Source organism: Caldalkalibacillus uzonensis (assembly GCF_030814135.1).
Classification (GTDB): Bacteria; Bacillota; Bacilli; order Caldalkalibacillales; family Caldalkalibacillaceae; genus Caldalkalibacillus; species Caldalkalibacillus uzonensis.
The window spans coordinates 1-22,054 of record NZ_JAUSUQ010000026.1 but is presented as its reverse complement, the minus strand read 5'-3'; the positions used below and the strand labels follow the sequence as shown (position 1 = coordinate 22,054).

16 protein-coding genes, 4 tRNA genes and 3 pseudogenes are annotated in these 22,054 nt (G+C 41.0%); 3 read left to right on the top strand and 20 right to left on the bottom strand.

From position 1 onward, the window contains the following. Window positions 1-17 precede the first annotated feature (17 nt). The 6 genes from J2S00_RS18810 to J2S00_RS18785 all read right to left on the bottom strand — a co-directional run bounded on the left by J2S00_RS18810 (window position 18) and on the right by J2S00_RS18785 (window position 3,494). Window positions 18-94 (bottom strand) — tRNA-Arg (locus J2S00_RS18810). 107 nt (window positions 95-201) lie between these two features. Further along, a tRNA-Leu gene (locus J2S00_RS18805) sits at window positions 202-291 on the bottom strand. Between the two features lie 12 nt (window positions 292-303). After that, window positions 304-378, bottom strand: a tRNA-Gly gene (locus tag J2S00_RS18800). Between the two features lie 388 nt (window positions 379-766). Continuing rightward, window positions 767-1,066, bottom strand: coding sequence for a UPF0236 family transposase-like protein (locus tag J2S00_RS18795; RefSeq protein ID WP_307343566.1), 300 nt, complete (start codon window positions 1,064-1,066; stop codon window positions 767-769). An 816-nt stretch (window positions 1,067-1,882) separates the two neighbouring features. After that, on the bottom strand, window positions 1,883-2,320 hold the full coding sequence (locus J2S00_RS18790; RefSeq protein ID WP_307343563.1) for an OsmC family protein: 438 nt from the start codon (window positions 2,318-2,320) through the stop codon (window positions 1,883-1,885). A gap of 31 nt (window positions 2,321-2,351) precedes the next feature. After that, window positions 2,352-3,494 (bottom strand): arsenic resistance protein, encoded by a 1,143-nt coding sequence (locus tag J2S00_RS18785; protein WP_307343560.1) that lies wholly within the window; start codon window positions 3,492-3,494, stop codon window positions 2,352-2,354. Between the two features lie 4 nt (window positions 3,495-3,498). Between J2S00_RS18785 and J2S00_RS18780 the strand changes: the two genes are divergently transcribed. Together J2S00_RS18780 and J2S00_RS18775 are read left to right on the top strand one after the other, a co-directional pair. After that, on the top strand, window positions 3,499-3,636 hold the full coding sequence (locus J2S00_RS18780) for a hypothetical protein (RefSeq protein ID WP_307343557.1): 138 nt from the start codon (window positions 3,499-3,501) through the stop codon (window positions 3,634-3,636). A gap of 8 nt (window positions 3,637-3,644) precedes the next feature. Continuing rightward, window positions 3,645-3,981, top strand: a pseudogene (locus J2S00_RS18775) (transposase); the annotation flags it as partial. On the opposite strand, the pseudogene J2S00_RS18770 reads toward J2S00_RS18775, so the two are convergent. The 5 genes and pseudogenes from J2S00_RS18770 to pruA all read right to left on the bottom strand — a co-directional run. Continuing rightward, window positions 3,972-4,940 (bottom strand): annotated as a pseudogene (locus J2S00_RS18770) (transposase); the annotation flags it as partial. The pseudogenes J2S00_RS18775 and J2S00_RS18770 overlap by 10 nt on opposite strands. 238 nt (window positions 4,941-5,178) lie before the next feature. Continuing rightward, window positions 5,179-5,424 carry a biotin/lipoyl attachment domain-containing protein gene (locus J2S00_RS18765; protein WP_307343552.1) on the bottom strand — a complete coding sequence of 82 codons (246 nt, stop codon included), beginning with the start codon at window positions 5,422-5,424 and terminating at the stop codon, window positions 5,179-5,181. A 16-nt stretch (window positions 5,425-5,440) separates the two neighbouring features. Beyond that, entirely contained in the window at window positions 5,441-6,730 is a 1,290-nt protein-coding gene (locus tag J2S00_RS18760; RefSeq protein ID WP_307343548.1) for a Glu/Leu/Phe/Val family dehydrogenase, read from the bottom strand. A 10-nt stretch (window positions 6,731-6,740) separates the two neighbouring features. Continuing rightward, window positions 6,741-7,946 (bottom strand): ornithine--oxo-acid transaminase, encoded by a 1,206-nt coding sequence (locus J2S00_RS18755; RefSeq protein WP_307343545.1) that lies wholly within the window; start codon window positions 7,944-7,946, stop codon window positions 6,741-6,743. A gap of 29 nt (window positions 7,947-7,975) precedes the next feature. Further along, window positions 7,976-9,523, bottom strand: a complete 1,548-nt coding sequence (gene pruA / locus J2S00_RS18750; RefSeq protein ID WP_307343543.1) for an L-glutamate gamma-semialdehyde dehydrogenase — start codon at window positions 9,521-9,523, stop codon at window positions 7,976-7,978. Window positions 9,524-9,771: 248 nt separating this feature from the next. Here pruA and J2S00_RS18745 point away from each other — a divergent pair, with 248 nt between their 5' ends. Then, window positions 9,772-11,193: a sigma-54 interaction domain-containing protein gene (locus J2S00_RS18745; protein WP_307343540.1), complete on the top strand. Its 1,422-nt coding sequence runs from the start codon at window positions 9,772-9,774 to the stop codon at window positions 11,191-11,193. Window positions 11,194-11,248: 55 nt separating this feature from the next. Here J2S00_RS18745 and J2S00_RS18740 read toward each other — a convergent pair whose 3' ends face one another. The 9 genes and pseudogenes from J2S00_RS18740 to J2S00_RS18700 all read right to left on the bottom strand — a co-directional run bounded on the left by J2S00_RS18740 (window position 11,249) and on the right by J2S00_RS18700 (window position 21,985). Next, window positions 11,249-12,250, bottom strand: coding sequence for an ABC transporter ATP-binding protein (locus J2S00_RS18740; RefSeq protein WP_307343538.1), 1,002 nt, complete (start codon window positions 12,248-12,250; stop codon window positions 11,249-11,251). Continuing rightward, complete coding sequence (locus J2S00_RS18735; RefSeq protein ID WP_307343536.1) at window positions 12,231-13,247, bottom strand: ABC transporter ATP-binding protein; 1,017 nt, start codon at window positions 13,245-13,247, stop codon at window positions 12,231-12,233. The genes J2S00_RS18740 and J2S00_RS18735 overlap by 20 nt, the downstream gene beginning before the upstream one ends. A 37-nt stretch (window positions 13,248-13,284) precedes the next feature. Then, a complete protein-coding gene (locus J2S00_RS18730; protein ID WP_307343533.1) occupies window positions 13,285-14,190 on the bottom strand; it encodes an ABC transporter permease in 906 nt (301 codons plus the stop codon). 34 nt (window positions 14,191-14,224) lie between these two features. Further along, window positions 14,225-15,178, bottom strand: coding sequence for an ABC transporter permease (locus J2S00_RS18725; RefSeq protein WP_307343531.1), 954 nt, complete (start codon window positions 15,176-15,178; stop codon window positions 14,225-14,227). Window positions 15,179-15,313: 135 nt separating this feature from the next. Further along, a complete protein-coding gene (locus J2S00_RS18720) occupies window positions 15,314-16,930 on the bottom strand; it encodes an ABC transporter substrate-binding protein (protein ID WP_307343529.1) in 1,617 nt (538 codons plus the stop codon). A 155-nt stretch (window positions 16,931-17,085) separates the two neighbouring features. Next, window positions 17,086-17,178, bottom strand: a pseudogene (locus J2S00_RS18715) (transposase); the annotation flags it as partial. Window positions 17,179-17,641: 463 nt separating this feature from the next. After that, window positions 17,642-19,102, bottom strand: a complete 1,461-nt coding sequence (locus tag J2S00_RS18710; protein WP_307343526.1) for a M81 family metallopeptidase — start codon at window positions 19,100-19,102, stop codon at window positions 17,642-17,644. A gap of 388 nt (window positions 19,103-19,490) precedes the next feature. Beyond that, window positions 19,491-20,558 carry an alanine/ornithine racemase family PLP-dependent enzyme gene (locus J2S00_RS18705; protein ID WP_307343525.1) on the bottom strand — a complete coding sequence of 356 codons (1,068 nt, stop codon included), beginning with the start codon at window positions 20,556-20,558 and terminating at the stop codon, window positions 19,491-19,493. Window positions 20,559-21,900: 1,342 nt separating this feature from the next. Continuing rightward, window positions 21,901-21,985 (bottom strand) — tRNA-Leu (locus tag J2S00_RS18700). Window positions 21,986-22,054: the final 69 nt, after the last annotated feature.

The window sequence follows — 22,054 nt, the reverse complement described above, 5'->3', positions numbered from 1 at the left end:
GAGCCACTCCCCGACAATGGTGCGCCCTGAGAGACTCGAACTCCCAACCTTTTGATTCGTAGTCAAACGCTCTATCCAGTTGAGCTAAGGGCGCAGGGTTGCATTACATTGTGATGTTGCTGACTACTATGGTGCATCTTGCGGGTACTACAATCTTCCCTCACAAAGATGTTTTTCCAACGTAGTATCACTCAGCATTAATGGTGCCGAGGGCCGGACTCGAACCGGCACGGTTGTCACCAACCGCAGGATTTTAAGTCCTGTGCGTCTGCCAAATTCCGCCACCCCGGCAAACATAAAAAATGGAGCGGAAAACGGGATTCGAACCCGCGACCCCCACCTTGGCAAGGTGGTGCTCTACCCCTGAGCTATTTCCGCACGCCATATATTATTAAGATTGACACGGACAACTAACATTTATTAGTTTGTTCAAAAAATCTGTTTATAAACATGGTGCGGGTGGAGGGAGTCGAACCCCCACGCCTTACGGCACTAGATCCTAAGTCTAAAAATCATAATCAGCAATGATTATTAAAACATAATAATACCTATTGTGTCAACCCTTTTCTTTAATTAGGGCTGCGTCAAGTTTTTGTGGGATGTTCCCCAAACAACTTTTTATTCAAGTATTAGCGCTCTTCCCTTGTAAGCGATTACATCTTTTTTCCTCCATTGCTGTATTCTCTTTCTCCTTTTTTAAAAGCCCACTAACCTTTTCAGAGCATCATATACCGGTTTTCCTGCACCATGTTGCAGACAGGGGATGTTATGCCGTCTGATCACCCCGCTTATCGTACCATGCAGTTTCTTCATCACACGTTTGGGAAACGCTGTACGGTCGTAATAGTAGTTGCGTTTCACCTCCTACATACCCAAATAGCAGGTTGATGCCTAACGGACGTTTTTCCTTCAGTTTATAACGACCTGTATCCCGATGCTCAGCTATGTATTGGTCCAATTCCTCCAGTATGTTCTCTGTCAATTTCACACAGATATCCTGCGCTATCCGCCAAACCATTTGCTCGATTTCTTTTAATTTGGGGATATTTATGCTAAACTGCTTCATAGAGGCTCTCTCCTTCCTTATTTGTTTTTTGCCCAATTCTATGTAATAGGAAAGAGAACCTCGTTTCATGGATTTTTTGCTTTTCTTCACCGCGCTTCGCTTGGTGGCCTCCCACAGATATTTTACTCATACATCGCGCTTCTTGACTAAAATGGTTTCATAAGTCTCCCGCCACAACAATTGCATCAGCTGTAGTTTCGATAGTTACAGAACTATCCTCTTCTCAGAGAAGTACTTACGAAGCTTGATTAAAAAGGTAGGCTTGGGTTATCACAAATTGAAGACTGGAGACATGATAGACCTCAGTATGATGCAGTCGAAGATGAATTTCCATTTATAGAATACGACACTCCTCAAGGAATAATTCGATTTGCTACAGGTAATGGCGTAATTAAGCGAGTTTGTCAGGGAGGTCATTTTTTGTTTGTGGTTCATTCAATCAAAATGTAAAATTTCTAAATTATCATTCGGTCTATCTCTTCTTCATTTATTTCATCTAAAACAACTTCTTTAAATGATGTGAAGGAAAAAGTCATCAATGTTGCATTGCGTGCTTTAGCCAATAATTGGGTTCGTATTATTTATGCTATGTGGCTGACAAATGAACCTTATGATTCAGCTAAATTTCTAAAAGCACGAACCACTCATTACCAACGGCCGGCTTATATCTGGTAGACATATTTTTATTTATTTGTAGAGGTGTTCTATTATACTCTTAACGATTGCAGAGTGGCAACGCTTGACAACACCAATAAAAAAGGGAGAGTAAACATCTCCCCCTTACGACAGATCTTTATGCTGTTGAACAAAAGCTGATCATGCTTTGATCCAGTTATCATGCATCTCGATGCCGGCTGTTTTAAACGTACCATAAACAGGGCACCGTTGTTCAACCATTTTCTGTAATTCCTTGATACGCTCTTCACTCTCCGTTGTGTGCACACGGGCTGTCACATAAACTTTTTCAAAATATGTGCGAACGTTAGGGTCCCCCATAAAGCCACGAGGATCAAATTCCCCTGTAATTTCAAAGGTGATACCTTGCAAATCAAAATTCATTTGCTTGGCAATAACATGAGCGGTTACATTTTCACATCCTGCTAATGCACACAAAAGCGTTTGCAATGGATTGGGCCCCCTGTCCTGACCGCCCAGCTGTGAGCCCTCGTCAATAGTCACGGTGTGCTTACCCGCTTTCATCTCCACAGAAAGGCCCGCAGATTGACCATTGACTTTAAATTTCATTTTTGACATCATGTATTCCTCCCTTTGCTGAATTAAAATTTTATTGAGTTTGTAATGCAAACCAACGTGATTGTGCCAATTTGGTGTATAACACCACGCCTTGCTGTTGGACAATAAATGCAAATGTGACAATCAGTGCTGCTTCAGTGCCAAAAGCGGTTGCTGCCAATCCAATCGCAATGGATAAATTGCGCAAAGCAGTTCCGTAGACAAGGGCGAATCCATCTTGACGGTTAAAAAATTTTTTGGCTATTAGTGTGCTTAAAGCAAAATTAATGAAGTAGAAGGCTATTAAGGTGATGAGAGAAATGAAAATTAAATGAATATTCTCCATTATCACCTCTGATCTCATGCTGACACTGGCAAATACGACATACAACATTCCCCAGATACTTAAAGGTTGAAAGTTGGGTTTAATCTTCGTTTTAAATTCTTCCATGCTATATTTTTTTCTCAGCCATTTGGTCGTGATCTGTCCCAAAAGTAACGGCAGAAAAACAATAATCACGATCGATTTGAAAATCATACCTATATCAATCTCTATATACTCCCCTACCATCAGCAGTAAATACCAAGGAGTCAGCAACGAACCTGCAATTAATCCCAGAACGGTTAATTTAATAGCCCCTGAAACATTGCCTTTGGCAATCCCAGTCCATGATATGGTCATGCCACTTGTTGGCAACAGGGCAGCCAATGCAAGTCCGGTAAAGATCATCGGCTGTTCCTTCAGAAAGGTCATCCCCAAGATGTAGGCAGATAAAGGAATCAGTAAAAAATTAATCAGCAGGGAGAAACCAATTAATTTTTTGTGGGATAAAGAAAATATTTCCTTTATGTTGAGTCCGATTACGGTGGCATAAATCATAATCACCGTGGCAATTATTATGGTATTCTTTAAAAAACCCATATCGAACACAGTGCCAGTGACAAAGCTGATCACCAAGACAACTGGAATGCTCAGCATGAGATGTTTTTGTGGAAAAAAATATAGTCGCTTCAGCGATTTCAGTATCATTCCCCTCCTTTCATTAAATACTATACCATGTAGGGTATTTTTGTCTAGTGCATAGCAATTTTCACTACAAAAACCATGTTCAATAACCCTCTTGCGAGCTGTAAACGGTTTGCGAATAAATTCTGTGATCTTGTTTAAAAGAAAACACATCTTCACAAACTTCATTTAATTGTCACAGGAATTAATTGATGAAGCGGAACCCTATGAGAAAGTGCAAATTCCCGCAGGTGTTTATCATAAACCGATTATGATTACGAAACCGCTGAGACCTGTAGAAAAAGTACATAATCTCCTTGAAGTTGGTTGATCTCACAGTCCATCAATGAGTTTTTCTCCTGGCTAAAAGACAGAGACATTCGCGGTGTGGACCTCATCGTCTCTGATCACCATCGCGGTCTTGTTAGAGCGATTCGGACACATTTTCAAGGTGTCACCTGGCAACGATGCCAGACCCATTTCATGCGAAACATCTTGGATGCTACACCCAAAGCCCTTAAAGACGAGCTGTATCCAAAAGTTCGAGCCATCCTTGATGCTCCGGATGTTAAAACAGCTCGATTGTTACTAGACCAAGTGCTGGAAGACTATGAAGATAAGGCTGCTAAAGCGATGGAAGTCTTAGAGACCGGTTTTGACGATGCAACGGCTGCATGTTGGCGCAAAATGATGATCGAACCCTACGGGTTCAGGTTTATTCCGTTTATTGTAGGCAATGATCGATTGGGCCCCCATGTGATGAATTTGTTCATAAATCGGCAAATAGTCGTATCCTGCATCCATGGTGACATATTGAATGGACAACGGAGTGAACCGCTTTTGAACACCTTTAAGAAGGGGAATCGCTGCTTTGCCATCATTCAGGTTTCCTGATGAAAGGATGGATTGAAAAATGTACTGACTTTGTGTTCCTACAGCAAAATGACCTTTGAAGCCAAACCAAAACTCGTTCTTGCCCTTACTATTCTTTTTCACTCCCCATTTCGGGGTCAAAGGTACGCAGGAACGTAGTTCCTCCAACGAGGCATTTAATTGGGCTTCAATCGGCTTCTCATAATAACGGAAGTTTGGCCTCTTGTTCCATTTTTTCTTTGAGCCATTGTTCTCATTCAGTTTTTGGCTTGCGTCCGCGTTTCTTAGGTTTTTTCTCAAGTTTTTCTTCTTTAGAAGAAGCTCGGTCTCGAGATTCTATGTGTGTTGCATCGATAGCCAAGGTATGATCGTTAATAAATCCTTCTGATATCGCCTGATGCAGAAGTGTTTCTTGTACTTGTTCTAGGACATTGGTCTCACTATCTTAGTGATCATTCTTGAATAGGAAGCTTCCGATGGAATGGCATCGGATAAAAGAAAACCACAGTCAAGACGAAAGATGTAATCGTGTTTGAGACGTTGAACCAAATCTTTAATCGTCGGGATTCGCTCAGTAATTCTTGCCACCAGGGAGTAAATCATCGCAGGATAATTCAGCTGAACAGGAGCACCGTAACACGACTTCTTACTGACTATAGCTAAAATAGGGTCGATATCAATTGTTGAAAATACAGCTTCAAAACGATGGGTGGGTTCAAGATTGTATAATTCTTGCAGGTCAAAAAGACTTCCTTGTCGTATATTCGGGGTTGCTTTGTCACAGGGCTTCAACCTTAGGATTTCTTCACCAGTTGTCTGTTAGCTACTGCGACTTGGTTCTACTTAGGTCGGACTTTCACCGACTAGCCATTAACGACTTGGCTAGAACGCATTCAACAAAAAAGCTTGTAGACCTTCTTTACCTTCGGTAATTTGTCTACAAGCTGAAAAGCTTAGGTTTGAGATCCTAACTTTTTTTCTATTGTCAGTTAAAATGTCATTAATCACTTCCAGTAATCACCATATCATCTTTTAAATAAGCCAAAGTTGTATTAACTGTTACCCAGTCCCCTTTCTTTACTTCAAGCGAGATAATAAAGCCGCTAGCACCTATATCTACTTCCTGAATATTACCGTCGAACGTTTTAATTAAAAACAATGCTTCCCATTCGTAAACATAGGAATCTTCTTGGATCAATACTTTTTCTATTGTTCCTTCATAAGGACTAGTAATCCTATGGATCATATTTCCACCTCCAGGCTCAAATCCAACCTCGGAAGCGAGAAGCTTCCGCCATTTTGCGCACCCCGACCATATAAGCGGCCAGACGCATGTCAATCTTACGATGATTTGCCAACTTATAAATTTTTTCAAAAGCATTAATCATAATATTCCGCAGTTTAAGGTCAACCTCTTCTTTTGTCCAATAATACCCTTGGTTATTTTGCACCCATTCAAAATATGAAACGGTAACGCCGCCAGAACTGGCCAAAACATCGGGTACGACCAGAATTCCCCGTTCTGTCAATATCCTAGTGGCTTCCAACGTTGTTGGCCCATTCGCCGCTTCAACCACAATAGAGGCTTTGATATAATGGGCATTGTCTGCTGTAATTTGATTTGATACAGCGGCTGGAACAAGAATGTCGCAATCCTTTGTTAATAATTCCTGATTTGTTATCGTATTTTTAAACAGGTGGGTAACCGTTCCGAAACTGTCACGCCGTTCTAACAAGTAGGCAATATCCAGTCCATCCTTATCATACAACGCACCAAATGCGTCAGATATCCCAACAACCTTTGCTCCCGAATGATGCATAAACTTTGCCAAGAAACTACCTGCATTGCCAAACCCTTGAATAATTACGCGGGCTCCTTGCAAATCGATTTCTTTTCTCTTGGCTGCCTCTTCAATACAAATCGTAACCCCTGTTGCCGTAGCGCTTTCCCTTCCTTCTGATCCACCAAGAACAAGCGGTTTTCCAGTAATAAAAGCCGGTGAATCAAATTCACGAATCCGACTGTATTCATCCATCATCCAGGCCATGATCTGTGAGTTCGTAAAAACATCCGGTGCAGGAATATCTTTGGTGGGGCCGACAAGCTGACTGATGGCTCGCACATAACCGCGGCTTAATCTTTCCAATTCAGCAAAAGACATCTCTCTGGGATCACAAACAATTCCGCCCTTGCCGCCTCCGTATGGAAGATCTACAATCCCGCATTTTAAGCTCATCCACATCGACAAGGCCTTGACTTCATGCTCGGTTACTTCAGGATGAAAGCGAACGCCTCCTTTAGTTGGGCCAACAGCATCATTATGCTGCGCACGATAACCGGTAAATACTTTAATATTTCCATCATCCATACGAACGGGAATTCGAACTGTTAACATTCTCAACGGTTCTTTTAACAACTCGTACATTGCATCCGGATAACCCAACTTGTTTAAAGCTTCTTTTATGATCAACCTTGTAGAATCCAACAATTCCTTGTCTATAGCCGTTTTGTGTTTTCCCAATTGACTGCTTTTTGTTATAGTTGAACCCATCATATCCACCTCATGATGTGTGCAATACTTTATAAATTCTTTCTAGTGCCCAATCCAGCTCTTCTTTAGAAATGACGAGCGGTGGGGCAAAGCGGATCACGGTCTCATGCGTTTCTTTACATAACAATCCCTCTTCTTTCAACTGCTCACAGTATGGGCGGGCGGGATTATACAATTCAACACCGATAAACAACCCCCTACCTCGTACTTCTTTAATAACAGAACTTTTAATTTGTCTTAATTTCTCTTGAAAATAGTTACCCAGCTCAAGAGATCGTTCTGCCAAACGTTCCTCCTCTAAGACATCCAGAGCGGCAACCGCTACAGCACAAGCTAAAGGATTACCCCCAAAAGTTGAGCCATGGGAGCCGGGATTAAAGACGCCTAAAATTTCTTTATTGGCAGCTACACAAGAGATGGGGAACACACCTCCGCCGAGCGCCTTTCCTAAGATATACATATCGGGTTGAACATTTTCCCAATCACAAGCAAATCTTTTACCTGAGCGCCCAAGCCCTGCCTGAATCTCATCGGCAATAAACAATACGTTATGTTTTTGACAGACGTCAAAAGCCTCTCTCAAAAATCCTTTGGGCGGTATAATAATCCCTGCTTCTCCCTGAATGGGTTCAACCAGAAAAGCAGCAGTATTGGGCGAAATGGCTTTTTTTAATGCCTCGATATCCCCGTAGGGGATCAGCTTAATTCCGGGAATCATGGGACCAAAGCCTCGTTTGTATTCTTCCTCAGAAGAAAGGGACACCGCTGTCATCGTTCGGCCGTGAAAATTCCCTTTGCAGGCAATAATTTCTGCCTGGTTGTCCGGCAATCCTTTAACCTCATACGCCCAGCGCCGGGCTGCCTTAATGGCAGTTTCCACCGCTTCAGCGCCGGTATTCATAGGCAACACCATGTCTTTACCCGTAAGGCGAGCCACTTTTTCGTAGAATAGTCCAAGCTGATCGTTATGAAAGGCACGTGAGGTTAAGGTGACCCGCTCCGCCTGATCTTTTAAAGCCTGAATTATTTTGGGATGTCTGTGACCCTGGTTTACAGCGGAATAGGCACTTAACATATCGATATACTTATTACCTTCAGGGTCTTCCACCCACACACCTTTTGCCCTAGATATTACAACCGGTAACGGAAGGTAATTATTGGCTCCAAACTTTTGAGTTTTATCAATGATCAAACTGGATGTGGTTTTTGTTGTCACTGTACTATTCTCCTTTCCCTCTAGTATTTTTAAAACATCTCAGATACAGTTTTGGCTTGCATATGGAGTATAAGGTAATCGGGTCCCCCCGCTTTTGAATCGGTTCCCGACATTTTAAACCCTCCGAAAGGATGATAGCCGACAATGGCCCCTGTACAATGTCGATTAATATATAGGTTACCAACATGGAAATCATGAACTGCCTTTTGGATGTGCTCACGATTGTTGGAAATCACGGCGCCGGTTAAGCCATATTCCGTGTTATTGGCAATTTCCAAGGCATTATCAAAATCTTTGGCCTTCGTAAAAGCTACAACAGGCCCAAAAATCTCTTCCTGCATGATCCGGGACCGGGGATCAACATCTGCAAAAACGGTGGGAGTTATGAAGTAACCTTTTGCATCATCTCCCGTTCCACCTGTGACTAATCTGCCTTCTTCTTTGCCCAGCTCAATATAACTCATAATTTTATCGTAAGCCTTTTGATCAATCACAGGTCCCATAAAGTTCTCAGGATTTGCGGGATCACCGACCTTAATCTCTTTGGTGAGTTTCACTGTTTTTTCCAGTACGGTATCATACACATCCTGATGAGCTACCACACGAGAACCAGCCGAACATTTTTGTCCTGAAAAGCCAAAAGCAGAAATAATAATGGCCTTTGCTGCCAGATCAAGATCGGACTCTTTATCAACGACAATGGTATCTTTTCCTCCCATTTCGGCAATGACACGCTTTAAATGAATTTGTCCGTTTTGCACTTTGGCCGCTCTTTCATAGAGATGGGTTCCTACTTCCCGGGAGCCGGTAAAACTGATTAAACTGACTTGCGGATGATCAACCAGATAATCACCGATTTCCGCTCCGTCGCCCGGAATATAGTTGATCACTCCTTGAGGCACACCTGCTTCTTCCAGTACTTCTACAAACTTTGCCGCAATAATTGGAGTAGCACTGGCGGGTTTTAACAATACTGTGTTTCCTGTGACAAGCGGTGCTACTGTCGTTCCGCACATAATGGCAAAAGCGAAGTTCCAGGGCGGTATAACAACAGTGACCCCCAGCGGTGTATAGAAATAACGATTTATTTCCATTTCTCTGCTTTTAACAGGTTTTCCGTCTTTTAATTCGAGCATTTGACGCCCGTAATATTCCATAAAATCTATTGCTTCGGCCGTATCCGCATCCGCTTCGCTCCACGGTTTTCCCGCTTCCTTAACCAGGTAAGCCGAGAATTCATGTTTACGCCGACGAACAATAGCTGCGGCTCGGAATAAAATATCGGCCCGGGCTTCAACGTCCCATTTTCTCCATGAATCAAAAGCATTAGCCGCAGCTTTGACCGCTTGTTCTGCAATTTCCCGGTTTGCTTTTGAAGTTCTTCCTATCACTTGGGCTTTATTAGCCGGATTGATAGAAATAATCTTCTCTTGTGTTTGGATCCGTTTCCCATTAACGATCAGGTCATAATCTTTCCCAAACTCCTCTTCCACCTTTTTTAAAGCTTCGGAAAAAGCTTGGCGATTCTCTGCCACTGTAAAATCAGTAAAAGGTTCATGTTTGTACGGCATTGCCATTCTTATCCCCTCCAATAAAGATATTTCATGAAAATATAAGCAATTTTTATGCCAAACTAAAATACCCAATATCAAACAGATTTTCCGCAAAAATCAGGTCATATTGCCAAAATAATTCTCACCAGGGTAAATTACCGCAAATTTTTTTTGCGTTATCAATAATTAAATTAAAAACAAATGCAAAATTTGTTGTCATATCTGTTATATTTTGATAGAATTATTAAAAAAATTTTGCACGGAGGTTTTGTATGGAAGTTAAAGAAGGTTTAAAAAATCTTAAAATAATGGATACCATCTATAAAAAACTCCTAGATGAAATAGACGTAGGTATACATGTCATAGATGCCCATGGGAAGACTATTATTTATAACAAAAAAATGATGCAAATTGAATCGATGGATATCGAGGATGTTGTAGATAGAAATTTAATGGATGCATTTATGTTCGAAAAAGAAAATGATAGTACCTTATTACAAGCTTTAAAATTTGGGAAAACAACTAAAAATGTAAAACAGACCTATTTTAATAGAAAAGGACAGGAAATAACCACCATTAACGATACGTTTCCTGTCATAGAGAATGGTCAAATTATTGGAGCCATAGAAATTGCAAAAGATGTAACCAGATTTGAACGTTTTATTAAAAAGAACATGTTAAAAAAGAGAGATGCCAAATATACTTTTGAAAGCATTATCGGAAAAAGTAAACAAATTAAAGAAGTAATAGAATATTCTAAGCGGGCCACACGCACCTCCTCTTCTGTCCTTATTGTCGGGGAGACAGGGACAGGGAAGGAACTGTTTGCACAAAGCATCCATAACGGAAGTAACCGTTCCTCTAAACCGTTTATTGCCCAAAATTGTGCAGCTTTACCAAGTAGCTTAATCGAAAGCATACTCTTTGGCACCAAAAAGGGAGCATTCACCGGGGCAACTGAACATCCTGGCTTATTTGAACAAGCAAAAGGCGGGACTTTATTACTTGATGAGATCAACTCACTAAATCTTGATTTGCAGGCCAAATTATTGAGAGCGCTTCAAGAGAAAAAGATTAGACGGATCGGGGATACCAAAGATATAGAGATTGATGTAAGGATAATTGCAACTATTAATGAAGATCCTATTGATGCAATAAGTAAAGGTCGCTTGAGAAAGGATCTATATTATCGACTAAGTGTTGTTTCCTTATTTATACCCCCCTTAAGAGAAAGAAAAGAGGATATCCCACTATTGGTGCAAAGTTTCATTGATAAGTACAATTACATGTTTCAAATGAATGTGAGGGGGATTAATGAGGAAGTGTTACAATTATTCTATGATTATGATTGGCCCGGTAATGTAAGGGAGTTGGAGCATACAATTGAAGGAGCCATGAATTTAATAGTAGATGAGGAAACTATTGACTATAATCATTTACCGATTCAATTCAGGAATAAATCGAAGCTGAAAAAGATGGATGCACCCATAGCCAGATTAGATCTATGGAATAAAGAAAACCCATCAGTTAAAACATTGAAAGAACACATGGAAGAAGTAGAAAAATATTATATTGGAAAAGTCCTTAAAGATCATAACTTCAATATATCCCGTGCCGCTCAGACACTTGGAATTAGCCGCCAAAGTTTACAATATCGTTTAAGAAAATTAGGTATTTCATCCACAAAGCTATAAAACAAAAAAGGTGGCCAGGCATCTGGCTACCTTTTAATTGCTTTGCACAGCATATTTAATCATACAGATGGCATGAAAGGAAGTGACCAGGTGACTGTTCCTTGACTATAGGTCGTTCAATTTTACATCTTTCCGTAACATGAGGACATCGGGTGTGGAATACGCACCCGGATGGTGGATTGATTGGAGAAGGTATATCACCTTTAATGATAATGCGTTCCTTTTTAATTTTCGGATTTGGAAGTGGGATGGCAGATAATAGCGCTTGAGTATAGGGATGCAGAGGGTGCATAAACAGTTCATCTGTAGGTGCTTTTTCAACAAGTTGACCCAAATACATCACTCCTATATGATCAGCCATATGACGGACAACACTTAAGTCGTGGGATATAAACAAGTAAGTTAAATTAAAATTTTCTTGAATCTCCTCTAACAAATTAATGACCTGTGATTGAATAGACACATCAAGAGCGGAAACAGGTTCGTCACAAATAATAATTTTAGGATTAACGGCTAATGCTCTGGCCAGTCCAATCCGTTGCCTCTGTCCTCCTGAAAATTCATGAGGATAGCGGTAAAATTGGTCTTCCCTGATGCCAACTTTCAACAGTAAATCCAATGCTCTTTCCATACGATCTTTCTTGGTGCCTATATTATGGATCTTCATAGGTTCCATAATGGCATCGCCAATTCTTTTTTTAGGATTAAGAGATGAATGGGGATCCTGAAATACCATCTGCAATTCTTTTCGTATTTTGTGCAGTTCTTTTCCTTTTAATTTAAAAATATCTTTTCCTCTATAAATGGCTTCCCCTTCTGTTGGCTCCATCAATCGTAATATTGTTCTACCTGTGGTACTTTTCCCGCACCCTGATTCCCCAACAAGTCCCAATGTTTCCTTTTCATACAGGTCAAATTCTACACCATCGACGGCTTTAACATGTCCTATAGTCCGACTAAATGGACTGGTGATTGGAAAATATTTTTTTAAATTTTTAACTTGTAAAAGGGGGGCTGTGGGCTCCCATCTTGTCCGTTCAGCTTGTGGTTGCAACATTGTTCACTTTCTCCCCTTTTGTTATTTTCTCATAATACCAGCACCTTACTTTATGTCGGGGGCTAACCTCCTCCAATACGGGAGGTTCAGTAATGCATTGCTCGTCGGCATAAGGACATCTTTCAGCGAAGCGGCACCCTTTTGGAATATTATCTAATGAAGGTACAATTCCTTTAATTGTATAAAGCTTTTTGGAACGATCTCCCTCAAGTTGGGGAATGCATTTTAACAAACCTTGCGTATAGGGGTGAAGCGGTTGATCAAACAGTGTTTCCACATCTGCCTCTTCGATGACCTGACCCAGATACATGACGACCACATGTGTACACACCTCCGCCACGACACCAAGATCATGGGTAATCATGATCACGCCCATATTCAATTCTTTTTTCAAATCATTGATTACATCCAGAATTTGAGCCTGTATCGTGACGTCCAATGCGGTTGTCGGCTCATCCGCTATCAGCAAGTTGGGCCGACAAGAGAGTGCCATGGCAATCATCGCCCTCTGTCTCATTCCTCCTGATATCTCATGAGGATACTCGTGAGCCCTTTTTTCAGGAGCAGGGATGCCCGTCATTCTGAGCATCTCGACTGCTTCTTCATAAGCCTCTTTCTTACTTAACTTCCTATGGATCATAATCGATTCAGCAATTTGATTGCCAATAGTATAGACCGGATTCAACGAGGTCATTGCATCCTGAAAAATCATGGCAATTTCATTGCCACGAATATTTCGCATCTCTTGTTCGGTTAGCTGGAGTAAATTTTTTCCTTTATAATTGATCTCACCTTCATATGTAGTAGATTGCTCGTTTAAGAGGCGCATAATGGATTCAGCAGTCACACTTTTGCCACAACCGGACTCTCCAACCACACCCAAGGTTTCACCGGCTTTAATGGTGAAATTTACGCCATCGACCGCTGTAACCGGACCTATTTCCGTGAAAAAAGTAGTCTTCAAATCTTTTACTTCCAGCAAGTATTGTTCCTGCACTGTAAAGGTCCCCCTTATCTTATTTTTTTGTTCTCATCTACTTATTTGCTTTATTCGTATGGGGATCTAACAAATCTCGTAGTCCGTCTCCAAATAAATTTAATCCCAACACGGCGAGGGTAATGAAAATTCCGGGAAATACAGTCATCCACCAAGCGCTAAAAATAACAATCTTCCCATCATATAAGATATTGCCCCAGCTCGGATTGGGAGCCGGAACTCCCGCACCAAGAAAACTCAAACCTGCCTCAAGTATAATTGAAAGGGCGAACACATAAGTCATTTGGACCAAAAACGGAGACACTGTATTGGGAGCGATATGAGACCAAATGATTCTCCAGGAACTGGCCCCCTGAGCCCTCAGTGCTTCAATGTAGGTTTGTTCTTTTACCACCAACGCAGCTGAACGAACAACCCTGGCCATGGCCGGGATTTTAACAATGGTGATCGCGATCACCACGTTAACTGGGTGTGGACCAAGAACAGCCGTAATGGCAATGGCCAAAAGAATGTCCGGAAAAGCCATTAACCCGTCACAAATTCTCATTAATATATGATCCAAGAGTCGGTAGTAAGCCGCATATAAACCGACAATCATTCCAATGATTGAAGTCAATAGTGCAGCAGAAAGACCCACAGTCAGGGAAACTTGTCCACCGTAAACCACACGACTGAATAGATCTCTGCCAAAATTGTCAGTACCAAACCAATGCTCCGCACTGGGGGGTTGCAAACGATTGACCGGATCGATCTCAAGAGGTGAATACGGTGTCAATAATGGGGCAATAATCGAAAACAAACACATAAGTATGATGATTATAGTACCTGTAACTGCCAACCTATTAGATAGAAAACGCCTGATAAACAATTGGAAACGTTCTTTCTTCAGTTTGCTTTTTGTGTATACAACTTTCCCTGTATCGACAGCTATTTTGGCATCCATTGACGATCCCCTCCTTCGGTGGAAAAATGCTGCTTTATGATTTTCGGCTCAGGCGAACCCTGGGATCAACAACGCCGTATAACAAATCAACAATCAAGTTAACCAGTAAATATGACGCTGCGGCTAACAATATTGTCCCTTGGATAACAGCATAATCCCTTTTTTCAATAGCATTGATGACCAATTGCCCTATACCGGGTAAATTAAACACTGTTTCTGTAACCACTGCACCGGCGATCAATGTACCAAAAGCTTCCCCAAGAACCGTCAAGATGGGAATGGCAGCATTACGAAGGGCATGTTTATAAACCACTATGCTTTCTTTAACCCCTTTAGCATAGGCGGTTTTAATATAATTGGCGCTGAAAACGTCCAACATGGATGAACGGGTCATCCGTGCTATAACCGCTGTTTGAATAATACCCAAAGCAGTGGCAGGCAAAATCATAAATTTTAGATGGTCCCATAACCCGGCACTTAAAGGTTCATATCCCGCCACTGGAAACCATTGCAACTTTACCCCGAACAACTGCATCAACAATAACCCCATTAAAAAACTGGGTATGGCCATCCCCAACATTACAAGAACCATAAAGGTTTGGTCTACTCTGGTACCTCTTCTCTTGGCCGCTATAATCCCTAGTGGTATAGCTAAAATCATTGAAATGGCCTGGGCCAGTATGGAGAGGGAAATCGTGGGACCTAAATGTTCTATAAACGCTGTCAGCACTGGTTTGTTATGAGAAATAGACCAACCTAAATCACCCCGAAAAAGGCCAAAAAACCAATTAAAAAATTGCTCATGAAGAGGAAGATTTAAACCCAACTGCTCACGTAATCGCTCCACTTCCTCGGGAGTCGCTTGTGGTCCAAGCATGATAGCAGCAGGATCTCCAGGTGTTAAGTGGATAAGAAAAAATACAATAACTGCAACGATGATCAATACGGGTATCAGAGATAACAGTCGCGTCAAAATATAGGCTCTCAATGGGCATTTCCCTTTCTGATGATACTTTTCATAATAACAAGGCGGCTTAACCCTTACCTATATTAGAATCGATTCCACTGAGGTAAAGGTTAAGCGGCAGTTTTTTAATGTATTACTTAACAATTGTTTCCATGTCTATTCTTCTACACTGACATTCCAAACGACAGGACCAATAAAATCTCTAAATCCTTTTACCTTTTCAGATATACCATTAATTTTACTATATGTTCCTACATTGATAATCGGGAGATATTCCCACAGTTCCTGTTGCAATTGAGCATATAAAGCTTTTGCCTCTTCCTGGGATTCAGCAGATTCAATATCAGACAGCAACCCGTCAATCTTCGGACTATTGGTCCAACCCGGCCATTCAGCTTTTGAATCTAAGAATCCATATTGATGGGGAATGACCGAGGTATCCCATCCGGTGAAAAAGATATCCCAAACTTCGGGAGCACTACGAAGTTCCAGAAGCGTTCCCCAATCATAAACGTCAAGTTTAGCATTGATACCAATTTCCTGTAACAATTGCTGAGTGGCTACAGCTGCATTGTATTGATAAGCATAGTCACGGCTGGTTAGAATAATGATTTCTTCCCCATTATAGCCTGTTTCTTCCAGCAATTGTTTGGCCTTATCCAAATCTTTCGGATTGTACAACTCCTTACCAGCATCAGAATACCAATCTGTCTGCTCAGGTCTAAACAAACTGGGTTCCAAAGTGTAGAATCTTTCATCTCCAAAAGAAGAACGCAAGACCATTTCCTTATCTAGTGCATAGTTAACCGCTTGTCGAGCCTTTACATCACTAAATAGGCCTTGTTTCTTGTTAAACACCAACATCTGAAAGCCATATGGATAAATGTCAACGCTCAATCCTTGGGTATTCTCGATTTGTTCAATAGCATCATAAGAAACACCGACAACAACATCGTACTGACCACTGATCAAGCCGGCATTCCTTGTTGATTCGTCAGGAACAATATGCCAATAGACATCATCAACTAATGCCAGTTTTTCACCGGCCAGACCACTGGCAGGTTCAGAGACAGGTTGATAATCTTCAAATCTTGTAAAATGAATGTATTGGTCTTGTTTCCACTCTACAAATTTAAACGGACCGGTACCAATGTATTCCGTTGCACCAATAGGACCAGCAGATTCAGCTACCTCTTGGGGCATAATGGCAGCCAATTGGTTTTGGTCTGCAAGGGAGAACGGTACTAAAGCAGAAGGTTTTTCAAGATGCAGTTCCACTGTATAATCATCAACCTTCTTCCATTCCGCACCGTTCAAAATAGACTGGGTCAGAGAAGAGTTATCTGTCCACTTTTCCATTGAGGCAACCACATCATCAGCGGTCATTTCATCCCCATTATGAAATTTTATCCCTTGTCTCAATTTAAAGATGTAGATTTTCCCATTTTCACTTACTTCATAGGATTCAGCCAATTGGGGAGTTACTTCCCAGTTTTCATTCAGAGTCAATAATGCCTCATAAATTTGTCTGGCCATATCTTTTGTTGCACCAGCCGTTGTCACTGTTGGGTCCAGTGTATTTGGCTGGGCCTCATAGGCGATGTTCAAAGTTCCCCCTGATTGAGCCGACTCTTCTCCATTACCAGCAGATTCAGACTCTTCAGCAGAAGCAGGCTCACTGGAATCTTCAGATGGCGAGTCTCCGGAACACCCGGCGGCTACAAGAGCAAGAGCAAGTACGAACATAAACAAATACATTGATTTTATTTTCATCTCTAAATTGACCCTCCCTCAATAAATAATGGTTTATCTCGCTCATACTCTCTTTTTCTCAAAATTACTCTATTTTTCTAATGTGGTTGGCTAGATTTTATTGTTAAACATTCAAATAAATGGATCCTTAAGTTTTACTCACCTAGAGACAATGTAGTTTGTCTGAGACGAGGGCGCCCTCGTTTGGTGATCTTTGTTTGCCCTTTGTGCAATCCGGAACTGTTTTCTTTGAGATTAAGGCCTGCAAGAGGCCAGTGGATGTTTGAGACCGCCTGGACAAGCGCTTGAGCCCGGTTTAACAGCTTGAAAAACCCTTTTTTTCGAGTTTCAAAGGTTAGAAGTTTGCTTAACTCAAGTCCTCGGAAATCCAATGCTCTAGCTACATGCATCTGCTTGATGATCTCCACACCCACAACAAGCGTTGATTGGGTGATTTAATTAATCTTGCGATTATGGTCATACTTCATATTGAGTCCTCCTTGGTATTTATTATGAAATTCGGGGTCATTGCAATGACACTCTGTACTATACCAAGAGGGCTCTTTTGTTTTCAAACCTCAAATACTCTTCTTACAGGAATGCACCTTATTTATTCTTTATTCTGTCGAACGTTCATTCGGCATTAGTTGTCCAAAAACTCCTTGACCAATACCCATTACCACCCCCTTTCCGGTTTTCTGCCACGTTAATCCATCTTAGTTAAACCATCATTTATAGCTTATCAAGGGGAAGTACCGGTCTTCGTACCCTTTGATATTTAAAATTGAGCAGATTATAACTGCTTAAACCCGGTGAATCCACAGTTATAATTTTTTTGGCCAAGGGAGTGAAAACAGCTCGGAAATGGTTTTCAGATTTTAGTGCAACAATTTTATATTTCGTGACGTCAATGCCATGCAGCAGGAAGATTTGCTCATCCAACGTTTGTCCTTTTTTGGCGCAGACAATGATATCAACATTACCAACCCGAAGTCTCACAGATTTTCCTAGATTAACCTTTTTACCCCGATTCATTTCAGAACTTTGAATAAACTGACCATCGGTTAAAGCTTTGACATAGGCCCTCACTGCCAATGGCTCCCCGTGATGCGAATCGGTCTTACCGCCCAATCTGACACTGATGTACGTGCCAACCCCGCTTTGATGTGCCACTTCCACAGTTTCCGGATCACAAATAAAACCAAAGCAAGAATCTTTAATATTCATTTCAATCATCGCTTTTAACAAATGGGTTCCGTCACCCGGAGTTCCCGCTCCAGGATTATCCGAGGTTTCATTAATGACGATTGGCCCTCCCGGTTCTTGCAACGCTTGTTCTAATCCTTCTTTCGGGCTGGGATGATTGATATAGAAATCGTGGCGCCGCTCCCAAATTTTCTCGGCTACATCTTTGGATATTTTTTCGGCAAGTTCCCTATTGTTGTCAGTAATCGTTAAGACACTGACCCGCATATCGGGTATATCTGTTTGGCTAAACCCGTGAAAAAAAGTACAATCAATCACTGATTCATTTTTTTCCCATGCCCAGCATATTTCATTAATATCCATAGTCGGCGGCAGATCGGTTGTTGACGAGGAGAGCATCATTGGCAGTTTTTCAACATGCATCACTGGTTTAAGTTCTCCCTTTATGATTTTCAACAAATTGCCCAGGGCTTCCTGTCCCCTTTCAAAACAGTCAATATGAGGATAGAAATTAACGCCAAACAAAGCGTCAGCCTCTTTTATCATCGTTTCAGTCAGATTAGCGTGTAAATCTAGAGTGGCAACGATGGGAATCTCATCCCCTACCGTCTGCCTGACTTTTGACAGAATGTCACCCTCCACATCATCTATACCTTCAGCAATACCCCCACCATGAAGAACTAGACATATTCCATCCACATTACCGACTTGAATTATACTGGTTAGGAGATTCTCAAGAAGTTGATCGTAAGTATCGCGGGTAATTGTTCCGGAAGGGTTAGCTCTAGCCCAAAAAGTGGGCACCAGTTCAACACCCTGTTCATTCCCCTCGGCAATGATTCCACCAAGGTAGTCTCTCACACCTGTATGATTTTCAATGATTTCTTGGCCACATTCCCATTCTAATTGTTTGAAACAACCTACCGTTGTTTTGACGTTAGAAAATGTGTTGGTTTCGTGACTAATGCCGCCAATAGCAATCTTCATTTCTTCATTTCCTCCAGGAATAAAATTTCAAAGCCAAAAAGCACATCAAAATTTATTTTTCAAAACATGGTCAGGAAGTATTAAACCTCTATCTTTAATGCCTTCCTGATAAAAAATCTGCTTAAAACAATCATCACTATAATTTAAGCAAATTTCATGCCAACAATAAAGAAGAAATGAAATATTATGAGAATATATATAAACTTTCCTTTTCTTACACTTTAAATAGGAAGTTATTTGTCACAAAAAGAGAAAAGTGAACATTGAAAAGTGCAAAATAACTAAGCACTAAAAATTTTTTTGCATTTTTATGCAAATTTATTTTGCAATTGAATTAACCGACAGTATGGTAGCAAGGGTTGTACACACTACTGCCCTGCATTAACAATCAAAGTTTTTGTTTATACACATAACTAGATGTCATCGACCGTAACAAGGCTTTATAATCCATACGGAAAGTACACACACTACCGACGCGGAGATCCCCCTCATATTCAGTAACATCCAAGATGGTATGATCACTGCTGCCACCTACGATTTCCATCCCTTTGTGGATCGGCTTAAGCCCTGATAGTGGTACATCTTGTTCACCCAGAGCAAGAATAGCGCGGCGGCGAATGCCTTTATCCTCAAAGACAGGTTTTTCACCGAAAGCATTTTTGGCAATAATGCCCCGTGGATAGGAGGGTTTTTCCTTAACCTCCACAATTTCCGCTTCCAATAAAAACACATCGTTATGCATCCCTTCGATTGGATGCCCAAAAGCTGTTTCCCGACCAAAAAAAAGAGACTCACCTAACCGGAGGTGATTAATTCCCCCAGGCATTTGTTGGTTCAGTATTAAGGATAATGAACTGGAATTCCCACCGGATAATACTGATAATTGATGCCCAAGTTTTTCTTCTACAAGTTGTTTAAGAGTGATCAGTTCACTTAGATTTTCTTTTGTAGGAACCACCCCGCCAAAACATGTAAGATTAGTTCCTATCCCAATCCAGTCAATCGATGATAATCGTAATACACGCTCTCCGACATGGAGTAAGTCCTCAGGTAACATTCCTTCACGTAAATCACCAAGCTCAATCATTAGAATTATACCGTGCTTTTTCAGTTGTCTGTCTGCCTCTTGACTTAACGCCACAATTGTTTCATATTCTGAGACAAAGCTGTAATCCGCCCATCTTACCACATTGTCAACTTCATGAATCCCAGGGATTCGAAGTAAATAAGTCGTGATTGTTTCCTTATATTGTTTGATAGATTTTAAATTTTCGATTCGTGAATCTGCAAACTTCATATACCCTTGTTCGCAAAGACTGGCAATGATCTCGATATTGGCACCAATTGATTTTGTTACCGGCACCCATTCAATATGATCTGCGCAAAGAGAATTTAAGATCCTAGCATTATTTAACAGCTTTTGTTCGTTCCATATTACTCTTGGATATTTCGTCATACTTAATCATCCTCCTTTTAGCTCATCATTTAATCCGATATAAAAAAGCTTATCGAAAAAACAGCCATTTTTTTAGATTAAAATATTAGTAAAGTCATTATTACAAAACTTTAAATAATGGTAGAACAATCAATTATCAAAAACTGAAACATATTATATTAGGGTTTAATTTTAATTGCAACATAGATGAATTCAATCGTCGCGGCTTTAATTTCTCCTGAATCCAAAATTAATTATAATATTTAATGTAATCTTGTATGGTACCGTGAGTTTTGTGTAAACCGTACCTCCGAAAACAACTCCACTGTATCTCTGTTTTCGTGTCCGAGCAAAACACTTAGTACCCGTCTCGCCTCTCCCTGCTTTTATACCGGACAAGAGGGACTTCAAACCCTCTTTTGTTTCCTTAGTCCGCTCAAAAGCATATTCTACATGCTGGCCAAAATCATGTGTAGCAAGTTTGTCTTGAACCATTTGATTGGATTGCTCCATCAATTTTACCAGTTATTGTTGGGATTTCTGCGTACCTTTTTTGTTGTGTTCCTGCTGCTTCTGTTTCAAATCATTTAGTGCTTCCTGCATCTTTTGATCATACATCTGTTGATAATTGAGCCAATTATACGCCTCTTTGGATAGTTGTAAGGTGGCAATTGCTGTCTGAGATCATCCAACCGGGTGCCGTCTCTATATTTGTGATATGACTCTTCCTGCATCACTTTCTCCATTATGGTTCTATTTGCAGCAAGTTCCTGTTCTACATTGTCTTTAACTAGGGATTCATCTTATCTTATATTGAAAAAGCAGCTGACAGGGAGATGATACCGAAAAATCCAGCCAAGAAGGTTGAAATGCCGAGGTGGTGTCAGAGAAAGTTCCGCCTTTTCACTCGAACAGATGAAGCGAATATTCGAAGTATTGGAAGGGCACCGACTGTACGCTGCTTTTGTCATATTTGCCGCTACTGGAATCAGGAGGGGAGAGTTGCTTGGATTACGGAAACAAGATATTTTGTGGATACTGTTTTGCCCAAAGCAGGTATTGATAAGGATAAAGTACCATTTACATTCGCTTCGCCATACAACTGCGACACTTCTTTTAAAAACGAGGATACAGTATGAAACATATACAAGAGATGTTAAGACACTCTACGATTACAACCACAATGGACATTTATACAGATGTCGATCCCGAATTAGAAGTAAAAGCAGCAATGGCATTGCATGAAATGTTATTCAATTAATAAACAAAAAATCGCCCGTTTTTGATCATTGGGCGATGTTTTCGGTTTTGTCATCCATTTTTTATTTATGTTTAAAACGCCAAAACGTTGATTTTATAGGGATGGTGCGGGTGGAGGGAGTCGAACCCCCACGCCTTACGGCGCTAGATCCTAAGTCTAGTGCGTCTGCCAGTTCCGCCACACCCGCATATATTTACATGGTGAGCCGCGAAGGATTCGAACCTTCGACCCTCTGATTAAAAGTCAGATGCTCTAC